16 protein-coding genes are annotated in these 19,170 nt (G+C 66.7%); 10 read left to right on the forward strand and 6 right to left on the reverse strand.

Annotated features, from left to right (window positions below; genetic code table 11):
- Positions 1-144 precede the first annotated feature (144 nt).
- The 4 genes from ACTOXK_RS05965 to ACTOXK_RS05980 all read left to right on the forward strand — a co-directional run bounded on the left by ACTOXK_RS05965 (position 145) and on the right by ACTOXK_RS05980 (position 4,328).
- Complete coding sequence (locus tag ACTOXK_RS05965; protein WP_482276761.1) at positions 145-1,488, forward strand: MFS transporter; 1,344 nt, start codon at positions 145-147, stop codon at positions 1,486-1,488.
- Between the two features lie 219 nt (positions 1,489-1,707).
- Positions 1,708-3,279 carry a C69 family dipeptidase gene (locus tag ACTOXK_RS05970; protein ID WP_482276762.1) on the forward strand — a complete coding sequence of 524 codons (1,572 nt, stop codon included), beginning with the start codon at positions 1,708-1,710 and terminating at the stop codon, positions 3,277-3,279.
- Positions 3,280-3,391: 112 nt separating this feature from the next.
- Positions 3,392-3,829, forward strand: a complete 438-nt coding sequence (locus ACTOXK_RS05975) for a LytTR family DNA-binding domain-containing protein (protein ID WP_482276763.1) — start codon at positions 3,392-3,394, stop codon at positions 3,827-3,829.
- Between the two features lie 67 nt (positions 3,830-3,896).
- Complete coding sequence (locus ACTOXK_RS05980) at positions 3,897-4,328, forward strand: hypothetical protein (protein WP_482276764.1); 432 nt, start codon at positions 3,897-3,899, stop codon at positions 4,326-4,328.
- A gap of 69 nt (positions 4,329-4,397) precedes the next feature.
- Here ACTOXK_RS05980 and ACTOXK_RS05985 read toward each other — a convergent pair whose 3' ends face one another.
- Complete coding sequence (locus ACTOXK_RS05985; RefSeq protein WP_482276765.1) at positions 4,398-6,698, reverse strand: HelD family protein; 2,301 nt, start codon at positions 6,696-6,698, stop codon at positions 4,398-4,400.
- 426 nt (positions 6,699-7,124) lie between these two features.
- Here ACTOXK_RS05985 and ACTOXK_RS05990 point away from each other — a divergent pair, with 426 nt between their 5' ends.
- From ACTOXK_RS05990 to ACTOXK_RS06015, 6 genes are all read left to right on the forward strand, one after another.
- On the forward strand, positions 7,125-8,141 hold the full coding sequence (locus ACTOXK_RS05990; RefSeq protein ID WP_482276766.1) for an alpha/beta hydrolase: 1,017 nt from the start codon (positions 7,125-7,127) through the stop codon (positions 8,139-8,141).
- Positions 8,114-9,973: a DUF6320 domain-containing protein gene (locus ACTOXK_RS05995; protein ID WP_482276767.1), complete on the forward strand. Its 1,860-nt coding sequence runs from the start codon at positions 8,114-8,116 to the stop codon at positions 9,971-9,973. The genes ACTOXK_RS05990 and ACTOXK_RS05995 overlap by 28 nt, the downstream gene beginning before the upstream one ends.
- A gap of 540 nt (positions 9,974-10,513) precedes the next feature.
- A complete protein-coding gene (locus ACTOXK_RS06000; protein WP_482279515.1) occupies positions 10,514-11,197 on the forward strand; it encodes a tryptophan transporter in 684 nt (227 codons plus the stop codon).
- Positions 11,198-11,394: 197 nt separating this feature from the next.
- On the forward strand, positions 11,395-12,234 hold the full coding sequence (locus tag ACTOXK_RS06005; protein WP_482276769.1) for an energy-coupling factor ABC transporter ATP-binding protein: 840 nt from the start codon (positions 11,395-11,397) through the stop codon (positions 12,232-12,234).
- Entirely contained in the window at positions 12,231-13,208 is a 978-nt protein-coding gene (locus ACTOXK_RS06010) for an energy-coupling factor ABC transporter ATP-binding protein (RefSeq protein WP_482276770.1), read from the forward strand. Before ACTOXK_RS06005 ends, ACTOXK_RS06010 begins: the two co-directional genes overlap by 4 nt.
- On the forward strand, positions 13,208-13,975 hold the full coding sequence (locus ACTOXK_RS06015) for an energy-coupling factor transporter transmembrane component T family protein (protein ID WP_482276771.1): 768 nt from the start codon (positions 13,208-13,210) through the stop codon (positions 13,973-13,975). Before ACTOXK_RS06010 ends, ACTOXK_RS06015 begins: the two co-directional genes overlap by 1 nt.
- 201 nt (positions 13,976-14,176) lie before the next feature.
- Here ACTOXK_RS06015 and ACTOXK_RS06020 read toward each other — a convergent pair whose 3' ends face one another.
- From ACTOXK_RS06020 to nrfD, 5 genes are all read right to left on the reverse strand, one after another.
- Complete coding sequence (locus ACTOXK_RS06020; protein ID WP_482279874.1) at positions 14,177-14,953, reverse strand: hypothetical protein; 777 nt, start codon at positions 14,951-14,953, stop codon at positions 14,177-14,179.
- Between the two features lie 701 nt (positions 14,954-15,654).
- Positions 15,655-16,455 (reverse strand): 3-deoxy-7-phosphoheptulonate synthase, encoded by an 801-nt coding sequence (gene aroF, locus ACTOXK_RS06025; RefSeq protein ID WP_482276773.1) that lies wholly within the window; start codon positions 16,453-16,455, stop codon positions 15,655-15,657.
- Positions 16,452-16,733, reverse strand: coding sequence for a chorismate mutase (locus tag ACTOXK_RS06030; protein WP_482276774.1), 282 nt, complete (start codon positions 16,731-16,733; stop codon positions 16,452-16,454). The genes aroF and ACTOXK_RS06030 overlap by 4 nt, the downstream gene beginning before the upstream one ends.
- A 276-nt stretch (positions 16,734-17,009) precedes the next feature.
- Positions 17,010-17,576: an HdeD family acid-resistance protein gene (locus ACTOXK_RS06035; protein WP_482276775.1), complete on the reverse strand. Its 567-nt coding sequence runs from the start codon at positions 17,574-17,576 to the stop codon at positions 17,010-17,012.
- 278 nt (positions 17,577-17,854) lie between these two features.
- Entirely contained in the window at positions 17,855-19,057 is a 1,203-nt protein-coding gene (gene nrfD / locus ACTOXK_RS06040; protein ID WP_482276776.1) for an NrfD/PsrC family molybdoenzyme membrane anchor subunit, read from the reverse strand.
- Positions 19,058-19,170 lie beyond the last annotated feature (113 nt).

Here is a 19,170-nt window from a genome sequence, read left to right on the forward strand (position 1 = left end):
GGGAAGAGAGCGGGGCATACCCCTCCCCGCCCCGCTCTCTTCACAACTCCTTCATGGGAGCCGTGAGGGCGGTTGACCCCGACGTTGCGTCATAGTTTTTACTTCCTTCTCGAACGCACCTGTCCCTTCGAGAAAGGCCCCCGCATGTCCCCCGCCGCTCCCGTGGCCCGCGTGCCCCGACCGCCCCATCGTCCCCGCAACGTCGCCCCGCGCTACCTGCTGTCCTGCGCATGCTCGCTGCTCGGCAACTCCGTGGCCGGCGTCGTCCTGCCGCTCGTGCTGCTCGCCACCACCGGCGACGCCCTGGCCGCCGGCACCCTCGCGCTCATCTGCGCCGTGCCCCAGTTCCTCATCGGCCTCATCGGCGGAGCGCTCACCGACCGCTTCAACCGCCGCAACGTGTCCATCGTCTCCGACATCCTGTCGGCGGCCAGTGTGGCCCTCCTGCCCATCGTCGATATGATCTGGGGGCTGTCCTTCGGCTGGTTCGTTGCCCTCGGCCTTCTGGGCGCCATCGGCGACATTCCCGGCATGACCGCCCGCGACTCCCTCGTGCCGGCCGTGTGCGAGCGTGACAATCGCAGCCTACAGAAGTTCATGGGCCTCACCCAGTCCCTCGATTCCCTCGTGGTCATCGTGGGGCCGGCCCTGGCCGCCTTCCTCATGGGATTCGCGGGCAGCGTGAACGCCCTGTGGTTCACCGCCGCCATGTCGCTGGCCGCGGCCCTCGTCACCCTCACGCTGCCCCGTTCCCTCGGCGCCGTGCACGGCGCGGGCACCGGGGCCGCCGCGGCCATTCCCGTCAGCAGCCAGCCCCGGCGCGGCCTTATGTCCGGCGTGTGGCACGCCCTGCGTGACGGCGTGCGCGTGCTGTTCGCCAGCGATACCCTGCTGCGCTCCTCGATGATCATCAGCTTCGGCGTGGTCATGGTGATGGGCTCGCTCCAGGGCCTCGTGCTGCCCGTGCACTTCACCGCCGCCGGCTCGCCGGAACTGCTCGGCTACGTGCTGTCGGCCATGTCCGCCGGCATGCTCGTCAGCTCGCTGGGCTATGCGGCCATCGCCCACAAGCTGCGCCGCCGCACCTGGTACGTCCTGTCGCTCGCCGGCACGGCCTTGGGCATCCTGGGCCTGGGCCTTCTGCCCTCGTTCCCGCTGCTCATCGCCAGCGCCCTCATCCTGGGCCTGTCGGCCGGCCCCATCTCGGCCCTGCTCGGCTTCTTCATCTTCGACCGCATTCCCGCCGAGAGGCGCGGAAGCGCCCTGGGGACCCAGAACTCGCTCACCCTGGCCGCTGCCCCCGCGGCCGTGTTCGCCACCTCGCTCGTGGTAGAGGGCGTGGGCGTGGCTGCCGCCGCCCTCGGCCTGGCCGGCTGCTGGATGCTCATCACGCTGTGGGCCCTTAACGCCCACAGCCTGAAGTACCTCGACGAGGAAACGGCCCACCCCGATCCGATTCCCTTCGCCTCCGAGGCCGAGCGCGCCTAGGGACCCGCGCCCCGGCAACCCGAGCGGCTTCGGAACCCCTTCCCCGTCCCCCGGCATTCCGGGGCCGCCCCGCGCGGCCCCTTCCCCACGTCTTCTTCCCTGTCAGCGGCGCAGCCATCTGGCAACGGTCTTCGAACAAGTTGCCCGCGAGCCGCCGGGCCCGGGCGCGGCGGGCACACCATGGGGGCAGTAACAAAAGCCCCCAACCGAGGAGATACTATGGCATGCACATCGCTGCTCGTCGGCCGTCTCGCCACCAATGATGGCTCCACCATCGTCGCCCGCAACGAGGACGGCGAGGATTTCTCGTTCGATCCGAAGAAGCTCATCGTGGTGATGCCGGAAGACCAGCCGCGCACCTACACCGGCGTGGCCAACCACCTCACCATCGAGCTGCCCGACAACCCCCTGCGCTACACCTGCACGCCGAACGCCGATCCCTCAAACGGCGTGTGGGCCGAGACCGGCATCAATGCGGCGAACGTGTCCATGTCGGCCACCGAGACCATTTCCGCCAACGCCCGGGTGCTCGGCGCCGACCCGCTCGTGGTGTACCAGCCGGCCCAAGGCAAGCCGGGCGACGCCGACTACCGGCCCGAAGTGCCCGGCGGTATCGGCGAGGAGAACCTGCCCACCATCACGCTGCCCTACATCCACAGCGCCCGGGAGGGCGTGCAGCGGCTGGGCATGCTGGTGGAGAAGTACGGCACCTACGAGACCAACGGCGTGGCCTTCGGCGATGCCGACGACGTGTGGTACTGGGAGAACATCGGCGGCCACCATTGGATCGCCCGCCGCGTACCCGACGACTGCTACGTAGTGCAGCCGAACCGCCAGGGCATCGATCACTTCGATCTGGCCGATGCCTTGGGCGAGCAGCATGACTACATGTGCAGCGCCGACCTGGCCCAGTGGATCAAGGATCACGATTTGCTGATGGACATGCCGGCCCACGAGGGGGACACGGGCGAGACCGTGGAGGGACTGCCCCGCTACTTCAACGCCCGCATCGCGTTTTCCACGTATACCTGGCTCGACCAGCTCTACAACGCCCCGCGCAAGTGGTACCTCTGCCGTCGCCTGACCCCCTCCGACCCCCGCTTCCAGGGCCCGGCGCCCGCCTTCGGCCCCGAGAGCCTGGACATTCCCTGGGCCCTGCGCCCCGATAAGAAGCTGTCCGCCTCCGATGTGAAGGACCTGCTCGCCACCACCTACGACGGCACCGAGTACGACCCCTACGGCACCAAGGGCACGCCCGAGACGCGCCACCAGTACCGCTACGTGGGCATCGACCGCACCTCTGAGTGCTCGGTGCTCTGCATCCGCCCGAACGTGCCCGTGGCCCTGCGCGGCGTGCACTGGTTCGCACCGGCATCCGGCCCCTTCAACACCGCTGTGGCCATGTACGCGAACGTGACGACCATGCCGGCCTACCTTGACACGCCCACCGCGGTCACCACCGACAGCCTCTACTGGAACAACCGCCTTGTGGCCGGCCTCGCCGACCCGCAGTTCTTCGAGAGCTACGAGCCCATCCAGGGCTACCGCCTGAACACCATGGCCCAGGGCTACCAGTCGCTGCACGAGACCGATGCCAAGCTGAAGGCCCTGGCGAAGGAGGGCAAGGTGAACCTGGACGTCATGGACGACGCCACGGTGCAGGCGGAACTGGCCGCCGCCAACCAGGCCCTCATAGACTCGGTGCAGGCCCAGACCCAGGCGCTTTTGGGCACCGTGCTCGACCAGCGTACCGTCACCATGAAGAACGCCTTCAACATGAACGATCACTGATCTTCCGTTTTTGCAGGATAGCGCTCCGCAGGTGCAAGTGGGCTTAGCGCCCCTTGCACCTGTTGTTTTTTCGGGGCACACTGGTGCCATCGGAAGAGCGAAAGGAGGCCCCGTGAAGCTGACGGTGGAAGAGCGGCCCGAGCTAGAGGAGGTGGAGGTGACCATCCGCTGCCCCGCCATCGACCGGCGCGTGCAGGCCATCATGGCCGCGGCGAACGCCGCCGACCGGCGCCTTATGGGAACCGACGGGCACGGCACCTTCCTCGTGGAGGCCGCGGACGTGCTCTACGCCGAGACCGTGGACGGGCGCACCTTCCTCTACGAGGGCGACCGCGTGCTGGAGAGCCCCTTGCGCCTCTACGAGCTGGAGGACCAGCTGGCCGGCACCGAGTTCGTCCGCGCGTCGAAGTCGCTGCTCGTGAACTTCGACGCCGTGCGCGGCCTGCGCCCCCAGCTGAACGCCCGCCTGGAGCTGATCCTGGCCAACGGCGAGCACGTCGTCGCCTCGCGCCAGTACGCCCCAGCCATCAAGCGCAAGCTCGGCCTGTAGGGCCGGCGTGGCGCCCCGCTTCACCGTCGCACCCCTTGAGTGTCGTATCACGAGAAAGGAAACCCCCATGAACACGCTCCTCAAAGGCGCCCTCACGCGCACCTGCGTGGTTTTCACCGCCGCCATGGCCCTATGGTGCGTTATCGGCCTTGCCTTCGCCGGCCCGGTAGAGGGCATCGTCATCACCCTCTCGCTCCTGGGCGCCTGCGCCGCCCTGTGCGCCTTGCAGGCATTCTGGTTCACTGGAGCCGTGCTCGCGCGGGTAAGCTACCCGGCGCGCATCGCGGGCTTCGGCATCACGGCCCTGCCCGTGCTCGCTCTATGTGCGGCTGCGGGCGGCTGGTTTCCTATCGATAGCGCGGGGGCCTGGATCACGTTCGTTTCCATCTACCTGGTCACCTTGGCGTCCGTCACCGCCGGCTACACCCTGCACTATCGCCGCACCGTCGGCAGCTTCGATGCTGCCTTAGCCCGCTACCGCAAAGAGCACGGGCAGTAGAGGCCTCCTCGAACCTTTGCGGCCGACTTGCCACGAGGCGCATGAGTTTGGCTGAGTTGAAAATCGGCGCTATGCCGCTGGAACTTCGCCGAAAAACGGGCTTGGCTCGTCGCGGTAGAGGATGGTCAGTCCGTGCATGGCGCGGGTGAGGGCCACATACAGGAGGTGGCGGTCGGCCTCGGTGGCGTACTGGCGGCCGTCGGCGTCCAGCAGCACCGCCTCGTCGAACTCCAGGCCTTTGGCCAGGCGCACGGAGCTGACGACGATGCCGCCGGGATAGGTGTCGGTCTCGTCGGTGAGCAGCGTAAGCGCGCAATCGCGGCCGATGAGCTCGGCATAGCGGGCGGCGAAGAAGTCGGACTTCGCGATGATGCCGAGAGTGCGCCCGCCCCCGTCGCGCCAACGCTCGATGGTCTCGAAGACCGCCGCGAGCACCCCGGCCGTGTCGCCGCAGCGCACGAAGCAGGGCGGCGCACCGTGGCGCTCCACCGCCGTCAGGCCGGCCACGGGCAGCACGCGGGCCGCCAGTGCCGTGATCTCGTAGGTAGACCGGTAGCTCGTCATGAGCCGCACGACCCGCGCCCCGGGGTAGTGGGCCGCCACCGTCTCGGGCGCGGCCACGGCACGGCCATCCACCAGCTGGTTCACATCGCCCAGAATGGTGCGGTCACAGCGGAATAGCCGGGCGACGGCCTCATGCTGCACCGGGGTCAAGTCCTGCATCTCATCGATGACCAGATGGCGCACGGCAGCGCAGGCGGCCACCCCGTCGCCGGCACCGAAGGCCAGGGCGCACAGCACGAGCGGGAAGGCGTCCTCCCATTCCACGACGCCCTTGGCCGGCGCCTTGAGCAGGGCGCTTTGGCCCGTATCGGCCAGGAAGCACTTGTACAGCGCCAGGGGGTTCCGGGCCCGCATCATGCGCCCAAGCCGGCTCTTCAGCTCACGGCGCGTGGGCATGGCGTGGGCGTAGCGGCCGAAGGTCTTACCATGGGCCAGTTCCAGGGCATCGCCCGCCATCAGGTCGAGCCGCTCGTCGAAGGGCACGGGCGCGTAGGCGGCGAAGCGGCCGTTGAGCCAGGCCGCCTCGGCCACATCTCCCCCGACGGCAAGATCGCGCCCCTCGAAGATCGAAGGGGCGGCCGGGGGTTCCCGGCGCACGGGGGTGCTCGCGGCCTTCAAAGGCGCGGGGGCATCCGCAGGTTCCTCACGCACGGGAGCGTCCGGCACGACTTCCGCCTCATCTTCCCCCGCCAGGGTCCCGGCCCCGGCACCCCGCTTCTCCCCTAGCTGCTCGGCGAGCCAGCCGACAAGAGCGGCGGCGAATTCCTCGGTGCCCTTGGCCGCGGCCCGGGCAGCGCGGGCCGGGTCCGCCTCGTCGGCCGCCGAGCGCGGCAGGGCCACCTTCACCGTGCCCGCGAGCACGAGGGAGGCCACCTCGTGCAGGCTCCATTCGCGCACCGGCTCCTCGCCGAGCTCCGGCAGAACGCCGGAGATGTAGTCGGAGAACACCCGGCTCGGCGAAAGAATGGTCACCGACCGCGCGGAAAGGCGCTCCTTCTGGCGGTACAGCAGGTAGGCCACCCGATGCAGCGCGATGGAGGTCTTGCCCGAACCGGCCACGCCCTGGATGATAAGGGTGCCCGGCGCCTCGTCGCGGATAACCGCGTTCTGTTCCCGCTGGATAGAGGCCACGATGTCGTGCATCTTCGCATCGGAGGCGCGGCCGAGGGTGCGGGCCAGCACCTCGTCGCGCACGCTGGAGGAGGAATCGGCAGCATAGCGCAGCTGCCCGTCCTCGATGAAGATCTGCCGCTTGCCCACAAGCGTGCCCGTACGGCGCCCTGCCGGCGCATCGAAAAAGGCCGGCCCGGGCTCGAAATCATAGAACAGGGCCGCCACGGGGCTGCGCCAGTCGGAGACGACCGCTTGGTTTTCCCAGGTGAAGGCGAAGCGCCCGATATAGGTGCGTTCAGATGCCACGCCCGATGCGCACGCGACCCTGTCTGCGGCTCCATCGCCATCCGCGCCCGCGTCGTCCGCAAAGTCAACCCGCGCGAAATAGGGGGACGCCAGCAGCTTCTCCAGGCGTCCCCGCGAGCGATGGGCGAGGGCGGCTTGGGCGTCCAGGCGATTCAGCTCGAAGGCGGACAGGTGCGCCTCTTCCGGCGCGAGCTCGCCCCGGGCCTCGGCCAGCTGGGCGCCGGCCTCCCGGTGGCTCGCCTCGGTACGCTCGGCCAAGCCACTCGCCCGCGCCACGGCGGCGCGCACCGCGGCCATCACCTCGGCTAGGTGGGCCCTCTCTTCGGTTTCGATATCAGGAAATGGTACGTCGGCATCGCCGCGAACGCTCTGGTGGGCAGCATCCATGGCCCTCTCCTTCCTCATTCAAGTTTCTGAGAAACGAACGGCGCGGCCCGTGCAGGCCCCGTTCGCGAAACCTGAGAGGTCGGTGGCGTGAGAAGCGCCGACATCAAGGTGGGGGAGCTATGCTAGCGGCCCCGCGCACCCCGCCCTCGGCTCGCCGCCCCGATCTTCATAAGATGCGCACAATTCCCGTGCGGCGTTACAGATTCGTGGCAACCGCGCTACGATGGCAGCACAAGCTCGCCCCATCCCTTAGCATAGGCCTCATCGTTAACGCACCGTCAACGGCTACGATCCCGTGGCCCTGCAACCCCGCCGCGAACCCGGCCAGCGGCAACCGCAATCCCGCCGCAACCGTTCCGCGGTCTCCACCGCAACCGTGCCCGGCCCCCGGCCGAGTGTCTATCCGCCCCGACCAAAGGAGCGCCCATGCCCATGAACCCCGTCGTCCAGGCCGTCGTGAAGGCCATCACGCGCCTGCAGCCCGACGTCACCGAATCCTACGCCGAGCAGCGCCGCGTGGAAGACGCCGCCGGCAAGCTGACCATCGCCGATCCGCGCTGCCGTATCGACGAGACCACCGTGGCCGCCCCCGACGGCTACGAGATTCCCCTGCGCGTGTTCACGCCGCTCGACATCGACTTCTCTCTGAAGGGCGGCCTGCACGTGAACGAGGAACATCGCGGCACCATCCTGTACCTCCACGGCGGCGGTTGGGCCAACGGCGATGTGGAGTTCTACAGCGATGCCTGCATGCGCACGGCCCTGAAGCTGGAGCGGCGCGTCATCGCCGTGGACTACCGCCGCAGCCCCGAGCACCGCTTCCCTACAGCCCTGGAAGATTCCTACGCCGTGGCCCGGGCCCTGTTCGCTGGCGAGATCATCCCCGATGCCGATCCCGAGCACATCGTGCTCATGGGCGACTCGGCCGGCGGCAACCTCACCGCCGGGGTGAGCCTGCTCGCCCGCGAGCGCGGCGACTTCGCGCCCCGCACCCAGATCCTCTTGTATCCCCTCGTCTACAACGACCACTCCGAGACCACCCTGTTCGATTCGGTGCGCGAGAACGGCGAGGACTATATCCTCACCCGTCAGGCCATCGTCGACTACATCGAGCTGTACCTGCGCACGCCCGACGACTTCCACGATTCCCGCTTCGCCCCGCTCATCGCCACGTCGCTGGCCGCCATGCCCCGCACGCTCGTCATCACTGCCGAGTACGACCCCTTGCGCGACGAGGGCGAGGCCTTCGCGGCCCGGCTCGATGCCGAGGGCAACGAGGTAGCCTGCTTCCGCATGCACGACGGCGTGCACGGCTACTTCCTGTACCCGTCGGTGCTCTCGCTCGTGCGCGACACCTACCGCCTCCTCTCCCACTTCCTCGACGGCGACGACATCCCCACCGAAGGCAAGCGGCCATGGCTTCCCCTGCTTGGTACCGACTAGACAACGTCGGGAAGTTCTACGCCGCCGAGGCCGGCAGCCCCGATCAGACCATCTTCCGCCTGACGGCCACCATGGCCGACGAGGTGGACCCGGCCGCTCTGCAGCGGGCCCTCGACGCCGCGGTGGCGCTGTTCCCCGGCTTCAACGTGTCCCTGCGCAGCGGCATATTCTGGCATTACCTGGAGCCCTCGGGGGCGCGTCCGATGGTAGAGCCGGAGCATCTGCCCATCTGCTACAGCCTGCACACGGGCCCCAAGAGCGTGCTCTTCCGCGTGACGTACTACCGTCGCCGCATCAACGTGGAAGTGTCCCACATGATCTCGGACGGGCGCGGCGGCCTGGAGTTCCTGAAAGCGCTTGTGGGCTTTTACGCCACTGAGCGCTACGGGGCCGCGCCCGGGCCGGCCTGCACCTATGCCGGCACCGAGCCCCAGAAGACCGAGGACAGCTTCTCGGCCAACTACGACCGCAGCCTGGCGGGCGCCACGGCCAAGCCGCGGGTCTTCCACCTCAACGGCTGGAAGACCGACGGAGAGCCGACGTACCTGGAACTGCACCTGTCGGCCGGTGCCGTGCACCGTCGGGCCAAGGAGGCCGGCGTCAGCGTCACATCCCTGCTCATCGCCGCGGTCATCTGCGCCGTGCGCTCCACCATGACGGCCCGCGATCGGCACCGCGCCATCCACCTGGACGTTCCCGTCGACCTGCGCAGTCTCTTCGGTTCCGTCACCCTGCGCAACTTCTTCGGCCTCGCCTTCATCACCTACACACCCGGCACCGCCGACGAGCCCCTGCTGGCCGTGGCCGCTGAAGTACAGCGCCAGCTGACCGCCGGCACCGAGCCGGCGGCCCTGAAGCGCCGCATGATGGCCATGATCAAGCTGGAGAAGAACCCGCTCTTGCGCGCCGCGCCCCTGTTCGTCAAGGACGCCATCCTGGGCTTGGCCGCGTGGAAGACGACCCGGGAGGTGACCACCACCGTATCCAGCCTGGGCCGCGTGGCGATGGACGAGACCGCCGCCCCTTTCGTGCGGGGCATCAGCGCCCTTACCTCCACGGCGGGCCTCAACTTCATCGTATGCACCCATGGCGACGACCTGTCCCTGGGCATGTCCAGCCGTTTCGTAAGCCTGCGCGTGGCCCGAGCGGTCGTGGAGGTGCTGGAAAGCGCGGGATGCGCCGGCTACTTGAACGCCAGCCGCGACACCGCCGCCCTCCATCGCTCGCCGGCGTGCACCCGGGCGCGCAAGCAGGCGCCGGAGCCCTCGGTGTTCCCGCCGAACACCTTCATGCGGAAAAGCAGCGGGGCGCGCACGGTGATGCTCCTGCTGACAGTGCTGTGCATGACAGCCACGGGCTTGCTCGGAGCGGCTTTGGGCGCCGGGGCGCCCACCGTGATCCTCCCCTGCGCCGCCATTGCCCTGAACTGGCTGTTCGTACGGAATATGATCGTGCACGCCCCCGATTTCATCCGGGTGGTGGAGCGGTATTTCCTCGTGCTTCTGGCCGTGGGCGGCCTGTGGTTCCTCGCCACGGGCAATCTCTTCGTCACCACCTTCGCCCTGCCGGGACTCTGCCTGCTCGGCCTGAGCTTCAACGCCGTGCTGCTCATCGCCTACCGCGGCCCCTTCGTGAGCGGCTACGCGAAGTACCTGCTGTACGAGCTCGTCCTCGGCCTCGTGCCGGCCGGCTTGGCTCTCGCGGGCCTGACCACCTGGCCCTATCTGGCGTGGACCGCCGCCGCGGCCGCCGTGGCGCTTCTGGCTGCTCTTCTACTGCTTACCCGCAAGCCGCTGGCCGCCGAAATGCGCAAACTGTTCTCCCTGGGGTAGGTCGGGCCGGAGCGTGCAGCCCATACCAGCCCCGCCCCGGCCCCCTCGCCTCCCGCACTGCACGGCGTTTGCCAAATTGTGGGGTTGCGCGATCAGGTTCTTGTGCTAAAGTACGGGCCAGCAATTGAATACACCTAAACCGATGAGGCGAAGATCAAGCCTTCCGGGCACTCACAGAGAGCGGGCGCAGCTGAGATTCCCGCAGAACGCCAGAGGGTAAATGGATCGCCGAGGGAAAGGGGAAAGGTTGCCGCGGTTTGTCTCCGCGTCACTGAGTATCTGGACCGTGAGCCTGCGTTAAAGGCAGAGCGGGTGATAGCCCGTTCACGAGAGGGTTCGCTTCGGCGGATCAATTAAAGGTGGCACCGCAGATCAAGGGATCTGTCCTTTAATCCAAGGACAGATCCCTTTTTGTTTGGGGTGGGGCTGGAAACTCTCGAAGGCGTCGGATACGGGGCAATTGCTACCTACTGGAAGGCTCGCGAAAAAGCGAGCGTGACAGGCGGCCCCGTACGCGCCGCCGAGAAAGGACTGATCGTCATGACCGAGCGCACCCTCACCCCCGACACCGAGACCACGATCCCCGAGACCCCTGCCGGCGCCCTGCGCACCAGCGCCTCCACCGCCCCGGCCGGCCGTGCCCGCACCGCTGCCGCAGCCCCCGCGGCCGGAGCGAAAGCCTCCGATACGGCACGACAGGGCCTGTCCATTCAGGATCTCATCCTCGTGGCCGTGCTCCTGGCCGCCGGCGCGGTGCTGAAGCTCACCGTGGGCAGCCTGCTCGCCTCCTTCGGCATGAAGCCGAACTTCATCATCGCCGCCTACTGCCTCGCCATCATCCTCATCCGTCCCACCCTGGCCCAGTCGGCCGTCATCGGCCTCATCGCCGGCCTCGTCTGCCAAATTCCCATGCTGAACGCCACGCCGCTTTTGAACATCCCCTCCGAACTGCTCGGCGCCGTGGCCTGCGGCCTTCTCATCCGCGTGCCCCTGAAGATCGGCGGCACGTTCGACGCTAATCCCCTTGTGAACACCTTCATCTCCACCTGCGTGTCCGGCTTCACCTTCGCCGCCCTGTCCGTCTACATCAACGTCGTCTCCGTCGGCGGCAGCTTCGCCGTGGCCATGGCCGCCTATGTTGCCATCGTGCTCGGCACCGCCACCTTCAACGCCGTCTTCGTCCAGCTCCTCGCCACCCCCCTGGCCAAAGTCCTGAAGCGCTAACTCGCCCTCCGATTCAACCGTGGTTGAGCGAAGCGAGAACGCGGGGTGTTCTGACCGAGCGAGTTCCGCAGCGATTGAAACAGGACTCAATGTCCTGTTTCACCAAGCGAGGACTGTCTGAGCGAATCAGAATACCCCGCGGTCTCGCCCCCGAAGAGCTTCGAGCAAGATTCAAGAAAGGCACGAGAAAGGCAGTCATGATCCAGTTCCGAGATTTCAGCTTCCGCTACCGCGAGGGCGCCGATCTGGTGGTGCGGGACATCAACCTGACCATTCCCGACGGCTGCTTCGTCGGCATCACCGGCGCGGCAGGCAGCGGAAAGTCCACCCTCACCTACGCGGTGAACGGCATCATCCCCCACTGCTACCCCGGAGACTTCTACGGCGAGGTGGTCGTGGAGGGGCTTGACACCATGGAGGCCTCCCTCACCGACCTGTCCCGCCTGGTGGGCAGCGTGTGCCAGGACATCGATTCCCAGATGGTGGCCACCGTGGTGGAGGACGAGTTGCTCTACGGTCTGGAGAATTTCGCCGTGCCCCGCGAGGAGATTCCCGACCGCGTCACCGAGGCCCTCGCGGCCATGGGCATCGCCGATCTGCGCGACCGCACCATCGACAGCCTGTCCGGCGGCCAGAAGCAGAAGGTGGCCGTAGCATCGGTGCTGGCCCTGCGCCCGCAGGTGCTCGTGCTGGACGAGCCCACCGCCGAGCTGGACCCGGCCTCGTCGGTGGCCGTGTTCGACCTGTTGGCTCGCTACGCCCGCGAGCACGGTACCACGGTCATCGTGGTGGAGCAGAAGATCGCGCTGCTGTCCGACTACGCCGATATGCTCGTCATTGTGGACGGGGGCCGCATCCGCTTCGCCGACGCGCCCGAGGCCGTGCTCGCCCACGCCGACGAGCTGTTGGCCCTGGGCGTGAACGTGCCCCGGGCCACTACCCTCGTCAACACCCTGGCCGACCGCGGCCTGTACGCCGGGCCCACGGTGCGCACTGTAGCCGGCGCCGTGACCGCCGCGAAGGAGGTGCTCGCATGATCGAGTTCAAGAACGTCAGCGCCAGCTACGACGGCGAGCTGGCCGTGCTGCGCGATGTCAGCTTCACCGTGAACGACGGCGACTTCGTGGCCTTCGTCGGCACCAACGGCGCCGGCAAGTCCACCACCATGCGCCTGGTCAACGGCCTGCTGAAGCCCACGGCCGGCGAGGTGCTCGTCGACGGCGTGCCCACCGGCGCCCTGAAGACGAGCGAGCTGGCCCGGCGCATCGGCTTCCTCTTCCAGAACCCCGACCGACAGATCTGCTGCGCCACCGTGCGCGAGGAGCTGCTCTTCGGCTTTCGCGCTCTCGGCGAGGACGGCCCCGCGGCCGAGGCCCGCGTCGATGCCGTCATCGAGCGCTTCGGCTTTTCGCCCGACGCCGAACCCTTCCTGCTGAACCGCGGCACCCGCCAGCTTCTGGCCCTGGCCTCCATCATCGTGCTGGCACCGCCCGTCATCGTGCTGGACGAGCCCACCACCGGCCTCGATTTCCGCGAGTGCGAGAAGGTCATGGCCGTGGTGCGCGAGCTGAACGAGCAGGGCACCACCGTCATCATGGTCTGCCACGACATGGAAGTGGTGGGCGACTTCGCCGATCGGGTCATCGCCATGACCGCGGGCCGCGTGGTGGCCGACGGCCCCACCTTCGCGGTGCTGCGCGATCCCGCCGTCCTGGCCGAGGCCCACATCCTGCCGCCCCAGATCACCGCGATCGCCCTCGCCCTCAGCGACGAGCTGGCCGCCTGCCCCGCGCCCGTGGCCGCCGCCAACACCGTAGAGGCTATGGCAGACGCCCTTGCCGCCGCAGCCCCCACCTCGGCGGCGACCCCGGCCCCGGCGGCGACCCCCGACCGCGATGGCGCTGGCGTGCCGGATGAGCTGGGGCCCAACCGCCCCGGCCAAACGGCGACCCCTGGACGCCCCGCCCCGGCGGCGACCCCCGACAGCCCCGACGCAGAAGGAGTCCGATAATGGCCAAGTTCCTGGAATATGTGCCCGGCACGAGCTTTCTCCATCGCATGAACCCATCGGTGAAGCTCATCTGCGCCATCCTGTTCGCCATCGCCTGTTTCACCACGAGCAACCTGGTCTTCCTGGGCGTGCTGCTCGCCGGGGCCGTGGCCCTGGCCGTTGGCTGCGGATTGGGCCGCGAGACCGCGGGTCTCACGAAAGCCGTCTTCGCGTTCTCGCTCATCCTGGCCGTGGTGCTGTTGCTCACCACCCCGACGGGAGAGCCCCTCATCGCCCTGCCCTGGGGCTACCTCGGCACCGGCAGCTTGCTGGCAGCGCTTACGGCCATCGCGCGCCTGGAGGCGGCGGCCATCCCGCTATTCCTCGTGTTCTACGTCACCCGTATGAGCGACATCACGAACTCCGCCGTGAAGCAGCTGCACGTGCCCTACAAGTACGCCTTCACCTTCACGTCCACGGTGCACTTCATCCCCGTGTTCATGAACGACATGGCCGGCATCATGGAAGCCCAGACGGCCCGCGGCGTGGAATTCGACGGCTCTCTCGCGAAGAAGCTGCGGCTCATGATGCCCCTGTGCGTGCCCCTGCTCGTGAGCTCCGTGCGCAAGACGAACTCCGCCGCCATCGCCGCCGAGGTGCGCGGCTTCAACCTGCGCACCCGCGCGAGCGGCTACAAGGACTACCCCCTGCGCACCGAGGACTACCTGGCCCTGGCCGCCTGCATCCTCATCCTGGGAGCCGCCATCGCCCTAGCCGTGACGGGGTAGGAACGCGCGGGCACCGCAAGACCGACGGCACTGCACCGAATTGCGAAGAAAACGACGGTTCTCGTAGTTTTGCGCGGGGAGTTTAACCGATCGGCTTTCCACGAACTGGGAAAACTCATTCCCGCTCGCGAAAACCCCTGCGCTGGACTACGAGAACCGTCGTTTTCTTCGCAAAACAAGCCGACTACTCTCGGTATACGCTCACGCCTCGCTGCGCGCCCATTCGCCTTTCAACCACTCTGGTCGATGGTAGCTTTTCAGCGACCAGCCGGTTGCGTAGAGCAACCGGCGCGAAACCGCGAAGCTTTTCCCCTTCACCTCCAAACGACGCCCCATGCGCTTGCTCACCTGCTCGGCCACGTTTCTCATCTCCTGGCAGTCGGAAAGCTGCCGTGTCGTCACCGTAATCACCTTGAAGCCATCGGCCTCGAGGGCGAGGCGCTTTGCGGCGTCGCGAGACAGCTGCCGGGAAGTCAGGTGCTCGGCATTTGAGTCATACTCGATGGCCAAGCGGGCAACACCATTGCTGATGTCGGGCACAAGCGTCTCCCGTCGGGCAATGCGGCGCGCACGCTTGCTCGGCCTGATGCGCCGATTCATCGCGAGATGCGGAATCCCATAACCGCCGTAACGCTGCGACAGGCTCAGCGCCGACCAGAGAAATGCTTCCGGCGGTGATGCGGCACCGTCGACAACAGACCCAAGCGCCCGCCGCGCCGCTTTCGACCCGCGCAGGCCGGGGTTGCGCCGAACGAATGATTCGATGCGCTTCTTGCTAGTGAGGGGCATGCGATCGTTCAGGCCACCCCTGGAATCGGGGCTGATGAAAAAGGTGCCACAGAGGGCGTCTCCCGCCTTTACAAGCTCATGAAAGGGCAGGCAGAGGGCAAGTTGCACGAAACAAAGCTCCGGACAGCTTGCAAACACGCCATTCCCAACACGCAGAAACGGCTTCTCCCGATAAGAGAAGATAGACACATGGGCTATCGCCTCGGGGACAGGGCTCTTCGCATGGGTGCGAACGAGGACGTGATAGGGCTTGGGAATTTGCGGGAACGATTCTTCTAAGTAAGACACCGCCCTTCGACTGGGAACGCAGGATTTCAAGGCGTTCGTGCCCACAGCGCAACTGCTGTCGGGACGGTACGAAGCCGACAGCCAATACGAGAAGGACGATATGCCGTAAAGGAAAATTCGCATGGACGCAGTGTAGCGGCAACGCTTTGACCCGCTTCGAGAAACATTACCCTTCGCCAAGGTTCCACTGCAATGAGTTGCCCGCATATATATGGGAGAAGCACCGCAAAGACATCGTGCACGCCGGAGCATCCGGTGGGGGGCACCGGCTGCCGGTGAACGACACCGCCGTTGCGACGGCCTCCCTTTTCCGGTTCCACGATTGCGAATTGCGACGAAAATGACGGTTCTCGTAGCTCGAAACGTCAACGAAGAACGAGCGAAGCAATCTGGCCTGCGGTTATTCGAGACGCCATACGGCAAATATCCCTCACGCACCCACAAAAACCACGAGAACCGTCGTTTTCTTCGCAATTGGAAGGCCCTGGGCACGAAAAATGGGCTGCCTCCTGTTTCCCGTTACCAGGAAATGGGAGGCAGTCCAAAAGTGCTCGGGACCTGTTCCGCTCGAAGACGCCTTTCTCGCAGCGCCCGTCCTCGCGCTATACGATCTTCTTGCCCAGGCAGGCGGCCAGATCGCGCAGCTCGGCCACGAGCTCGCGGAACTGGGCCGGGGTCAGCTGCTGGGGACCGTCGGACAGGGCCACGGGCGGGTTGGGGTGCACCTCGATCATGAGCGAGTCGGCCCCGGCCGCCACGGCCGCCTTCGCCAGAGCCGGCACCAGGTCGCGCTGGCCGGCCGGGTGCGACACGTCGATGCACACCGGGTACAGCGACTGCTTGTGGATGACCGGCACTGCGGCGATATCCAACGTGAAGCGGGTAGCCGTCTCGAAGGTGCGGATGCCGCGCTCGCACAGCACCACGTTGTTGTTGCCGCAGTCAGTGATGTAGTCGGTGGCGGCCAGCCACTCGGCGATGGTGCCGGCGAAACCGCGCTTGTACAGCACCATCTGCTGGCTCTCGGCGGTCACCTGGCCGATCTTCTTCAGCAGGCTGAAGTTCTGGAAGTTGCGGGCACCCACCTGCAGGCCGTCCACGTAGTCGGCCACCAGCTGGCAGTGGGCCGAATCCATGACCTCGGTGAGCGTCTTCAGGCCGTAGGTGTCGCCGGCGTTCTTCATGATCTTCAGCGCCTCTTCACCGAGGCCCTGGAAGGAGTGCGGGTTGGTGCGGGGCTTGAAGGCGCCGCCACGAATCCAGGAGAGGCCGAGGTCGGCGACGCACTCCGCCACCTCGTTGAACTGCTCGGCCGATTCCACCGAGCAGGGCCCGGCGTAAATGGTGATCTCGTCCGTGCGCTGGCCGAGATCGGGGATGGGGGCAATCTTCACTTCGCTCATACGGACGGCGTCTCCTTCATGATCTTGAGGATGGTGGCATAAATCTCGCGGAGGTTCTCGTTATACAGCGGCCCCTCGTTGTAGCTGTCCACCCGCGCGAAGATCTCCTCCTCGCGGCGCGCGTCGTACAGACCCAGATGCGCACCGGGTTTCAGACCGCGAATGACCAGCGAGTGGCCGGCGCGCTTGTTCAAAAGCGCGACGATCTCGCGATCAATGGCGTCGATCTGCTCACGATGCTTCTGAATCTCGGCAAGATTGCTGTTCTCTTCAGACATCGCTTTTCCTTTCGTGTACCAAAAACTTGAACGAGCATGGCCGGCGCGCCGTCTCCGGCACGATCGGCCCTCGCGTGGGTTCATGATAGCAAAGACCCCCGCGCGAGCAGGGGTCATGGAGCAATTAGGTTATAGAAGCCCGCGACGGGCCGCCATCGGCAAAACCGAATGCGCGTCGGTGGAATGCGGAAGGAGCGGGGAATGCCGGCACGGCGACGCGGCAAGGCACCGCCGCAACGCTCCGCGCCACGCGCCCCGGCCCGCACCGAGCATACCCTAGCGGGGACGCTCCATAAGGTCGGCCTGCTTGGCGGAATCGCGGGCGTACCACTCGATGAACAGGTCCACGGCACCGTTGGCGATGAAGGCCGCGCCGAGCACCAGCACGAAGGTCATGGAAGCGCCCCAGGGATTCACCACGATGAGCACGCCGCCGACGCCCACGATGACGGCGGCCACGAGCACGGCGATCCAGATACTGCCCCCGAAGGCGCGCAGCCCCAGGGCCCGCACCACGTTCACAATGGCGAACAGGATGAGCACCACACCGAGCACCACCGAGAAGAACCCGGCAATTACCTTGGGAAACACGAAGGCGATAAGCGCGATGATGAGGTAGAAGACCGCTCCCATAAGCGTACCCGTATTGCGATAGCGCACGCTCTTCTGGCGGAAGTAGGACACCAGACCGGCCGCGCCCATGAGGGCCAAAGCCACGCCGAACAGCATGATGATGCCCTGGATGGTTATGGAGGGGTAAATCATGAGAAACAGGCCGAAGGCTATGCACAGCACCGCCTGCACCAAGTTGTTCGACCGCACCAGATCCAAAATCTTCTCCATAAGACAACTCCTATCGCTCGGGGCCCGTAACGCCCCTATCCTGGCCCCTGCCGTTGTGCCACCGCCCTCCCCGCGGCGTAAGCGACAGCGGAACCATCTCCTATGGACACCATGTTAAAGCGACTGCACAAAATCGGGCCCGTGCGACGGCCCTTGAAAACAATCGGTTGAACAGGGCCTGGCCCCGCCACTATCCCGTAACCAACGCCGCGTCGCAGGGGTTCAGCGCCCCGGCTTAACGGCAAAGCTCCAAACGCCCTTCGCGGCCCCTTCCCCGCTTACGCGACCTGCAGGTCGAACTCCAGCTCGGGGGCGCTGGCGCGGGAGGCCACGGCCGGAACCGCCTCCTCCTCGGCCGCGGGCACGAGCAGCTTCGAGGCCAGGGCCATAAAGCCGAGGGCACCCACCGACACCACGCCCACAATGATGGCTATCTCCACGAGCGTGGGCGCGTAGGCGCCGGCCATCGTCCAGCCATCGGCGCTCATCACACCCGGGGCACCGGCCACATTCTGACCGATAAATGAGGTGAACAGCAGCCACACGCGCTTGCACAGCACGCCCGCCACCACGAGCACGCTCGCGCCCACCACGAGCCCTGTCTTCGCGCGGTTCTTCGCGAAAACCAGCACGCAGAAGGGAATGAGCAGGCCGCCGACAACTTCAAACCAAAAGAACGGGGCGGTGGGGCCGGCCGTCATGAGGGCCAGCGTCTCGGCGCCGGCGGCACCGGGGTAGGCCATGGTCAGCACCTCGCAGAAGATGAAGTAGCCGTCCACGGCGATGCAGGTGGCAAGCAGGCCGGCCAGGCTCGCGATGAGCTCCTTGGGGGTCTTAAAGCGGCCCGAGGCGTTCAGCGCCACCAGCACGATGAGCAGCAGGGCCAGGCCCGAATCCATGGCGCTCGCCACAAAGATGGGGGCCATGATGGCCGTGAACCAGCCCTCCTTGGCGATTTGCAGGCCGAAGATCCAGGCAGTCACCGAGTGCACGAGGATGGCACAGGGCAGGGCGAAGCGGGACACCATGGCCACGGCGCGCTTGGCCCCCTTCCGCATGAAGTACAGGTACAGGACGTTAATGACCAGGTAGCAGGTGATGACGCAGATGTCCCACACCAAAGGCGACGCCGGGTTCGGGCCGGTCACGATGCGCCACACGCGCTGGATGCCGCCCAGATCGATGAGCACGAACATGCCAGCCAAGCAGATGCACACCGTGGACAGGATGACCGCCGGCATGGCCACGCGCTTGAACGCCGTGATGTGGAAGATGCTGGCGGAGGAGGCCACGATGAGGCCGCCGGCAGAGAGGCCCACGAAGAACATGAACATGGTGATGTAGGCGCCCCAGGACACGCCGTTGGACATGCCGGTCACGGCCAGGCCGCCCATGAGTTGGTAGATCCAGGCGCCCACGCCGATGCAGGCGAGCACGGCCAGCACCGCCGTGACGACTTTGTTTCGCTTGAACAGTTCCATTTTCCAAACCTTTCAGACGGGGAAAACGAGGGCGGGGCGGCCGCACGGGCCGAAGAAGACCTCAGCGGCCCCGAGGTCCGCGATACCGGACCCCTCAAAAGCACCCCGCCGGG

The organism is Adlercreutzia sp., from assembly GCF_056795635.1.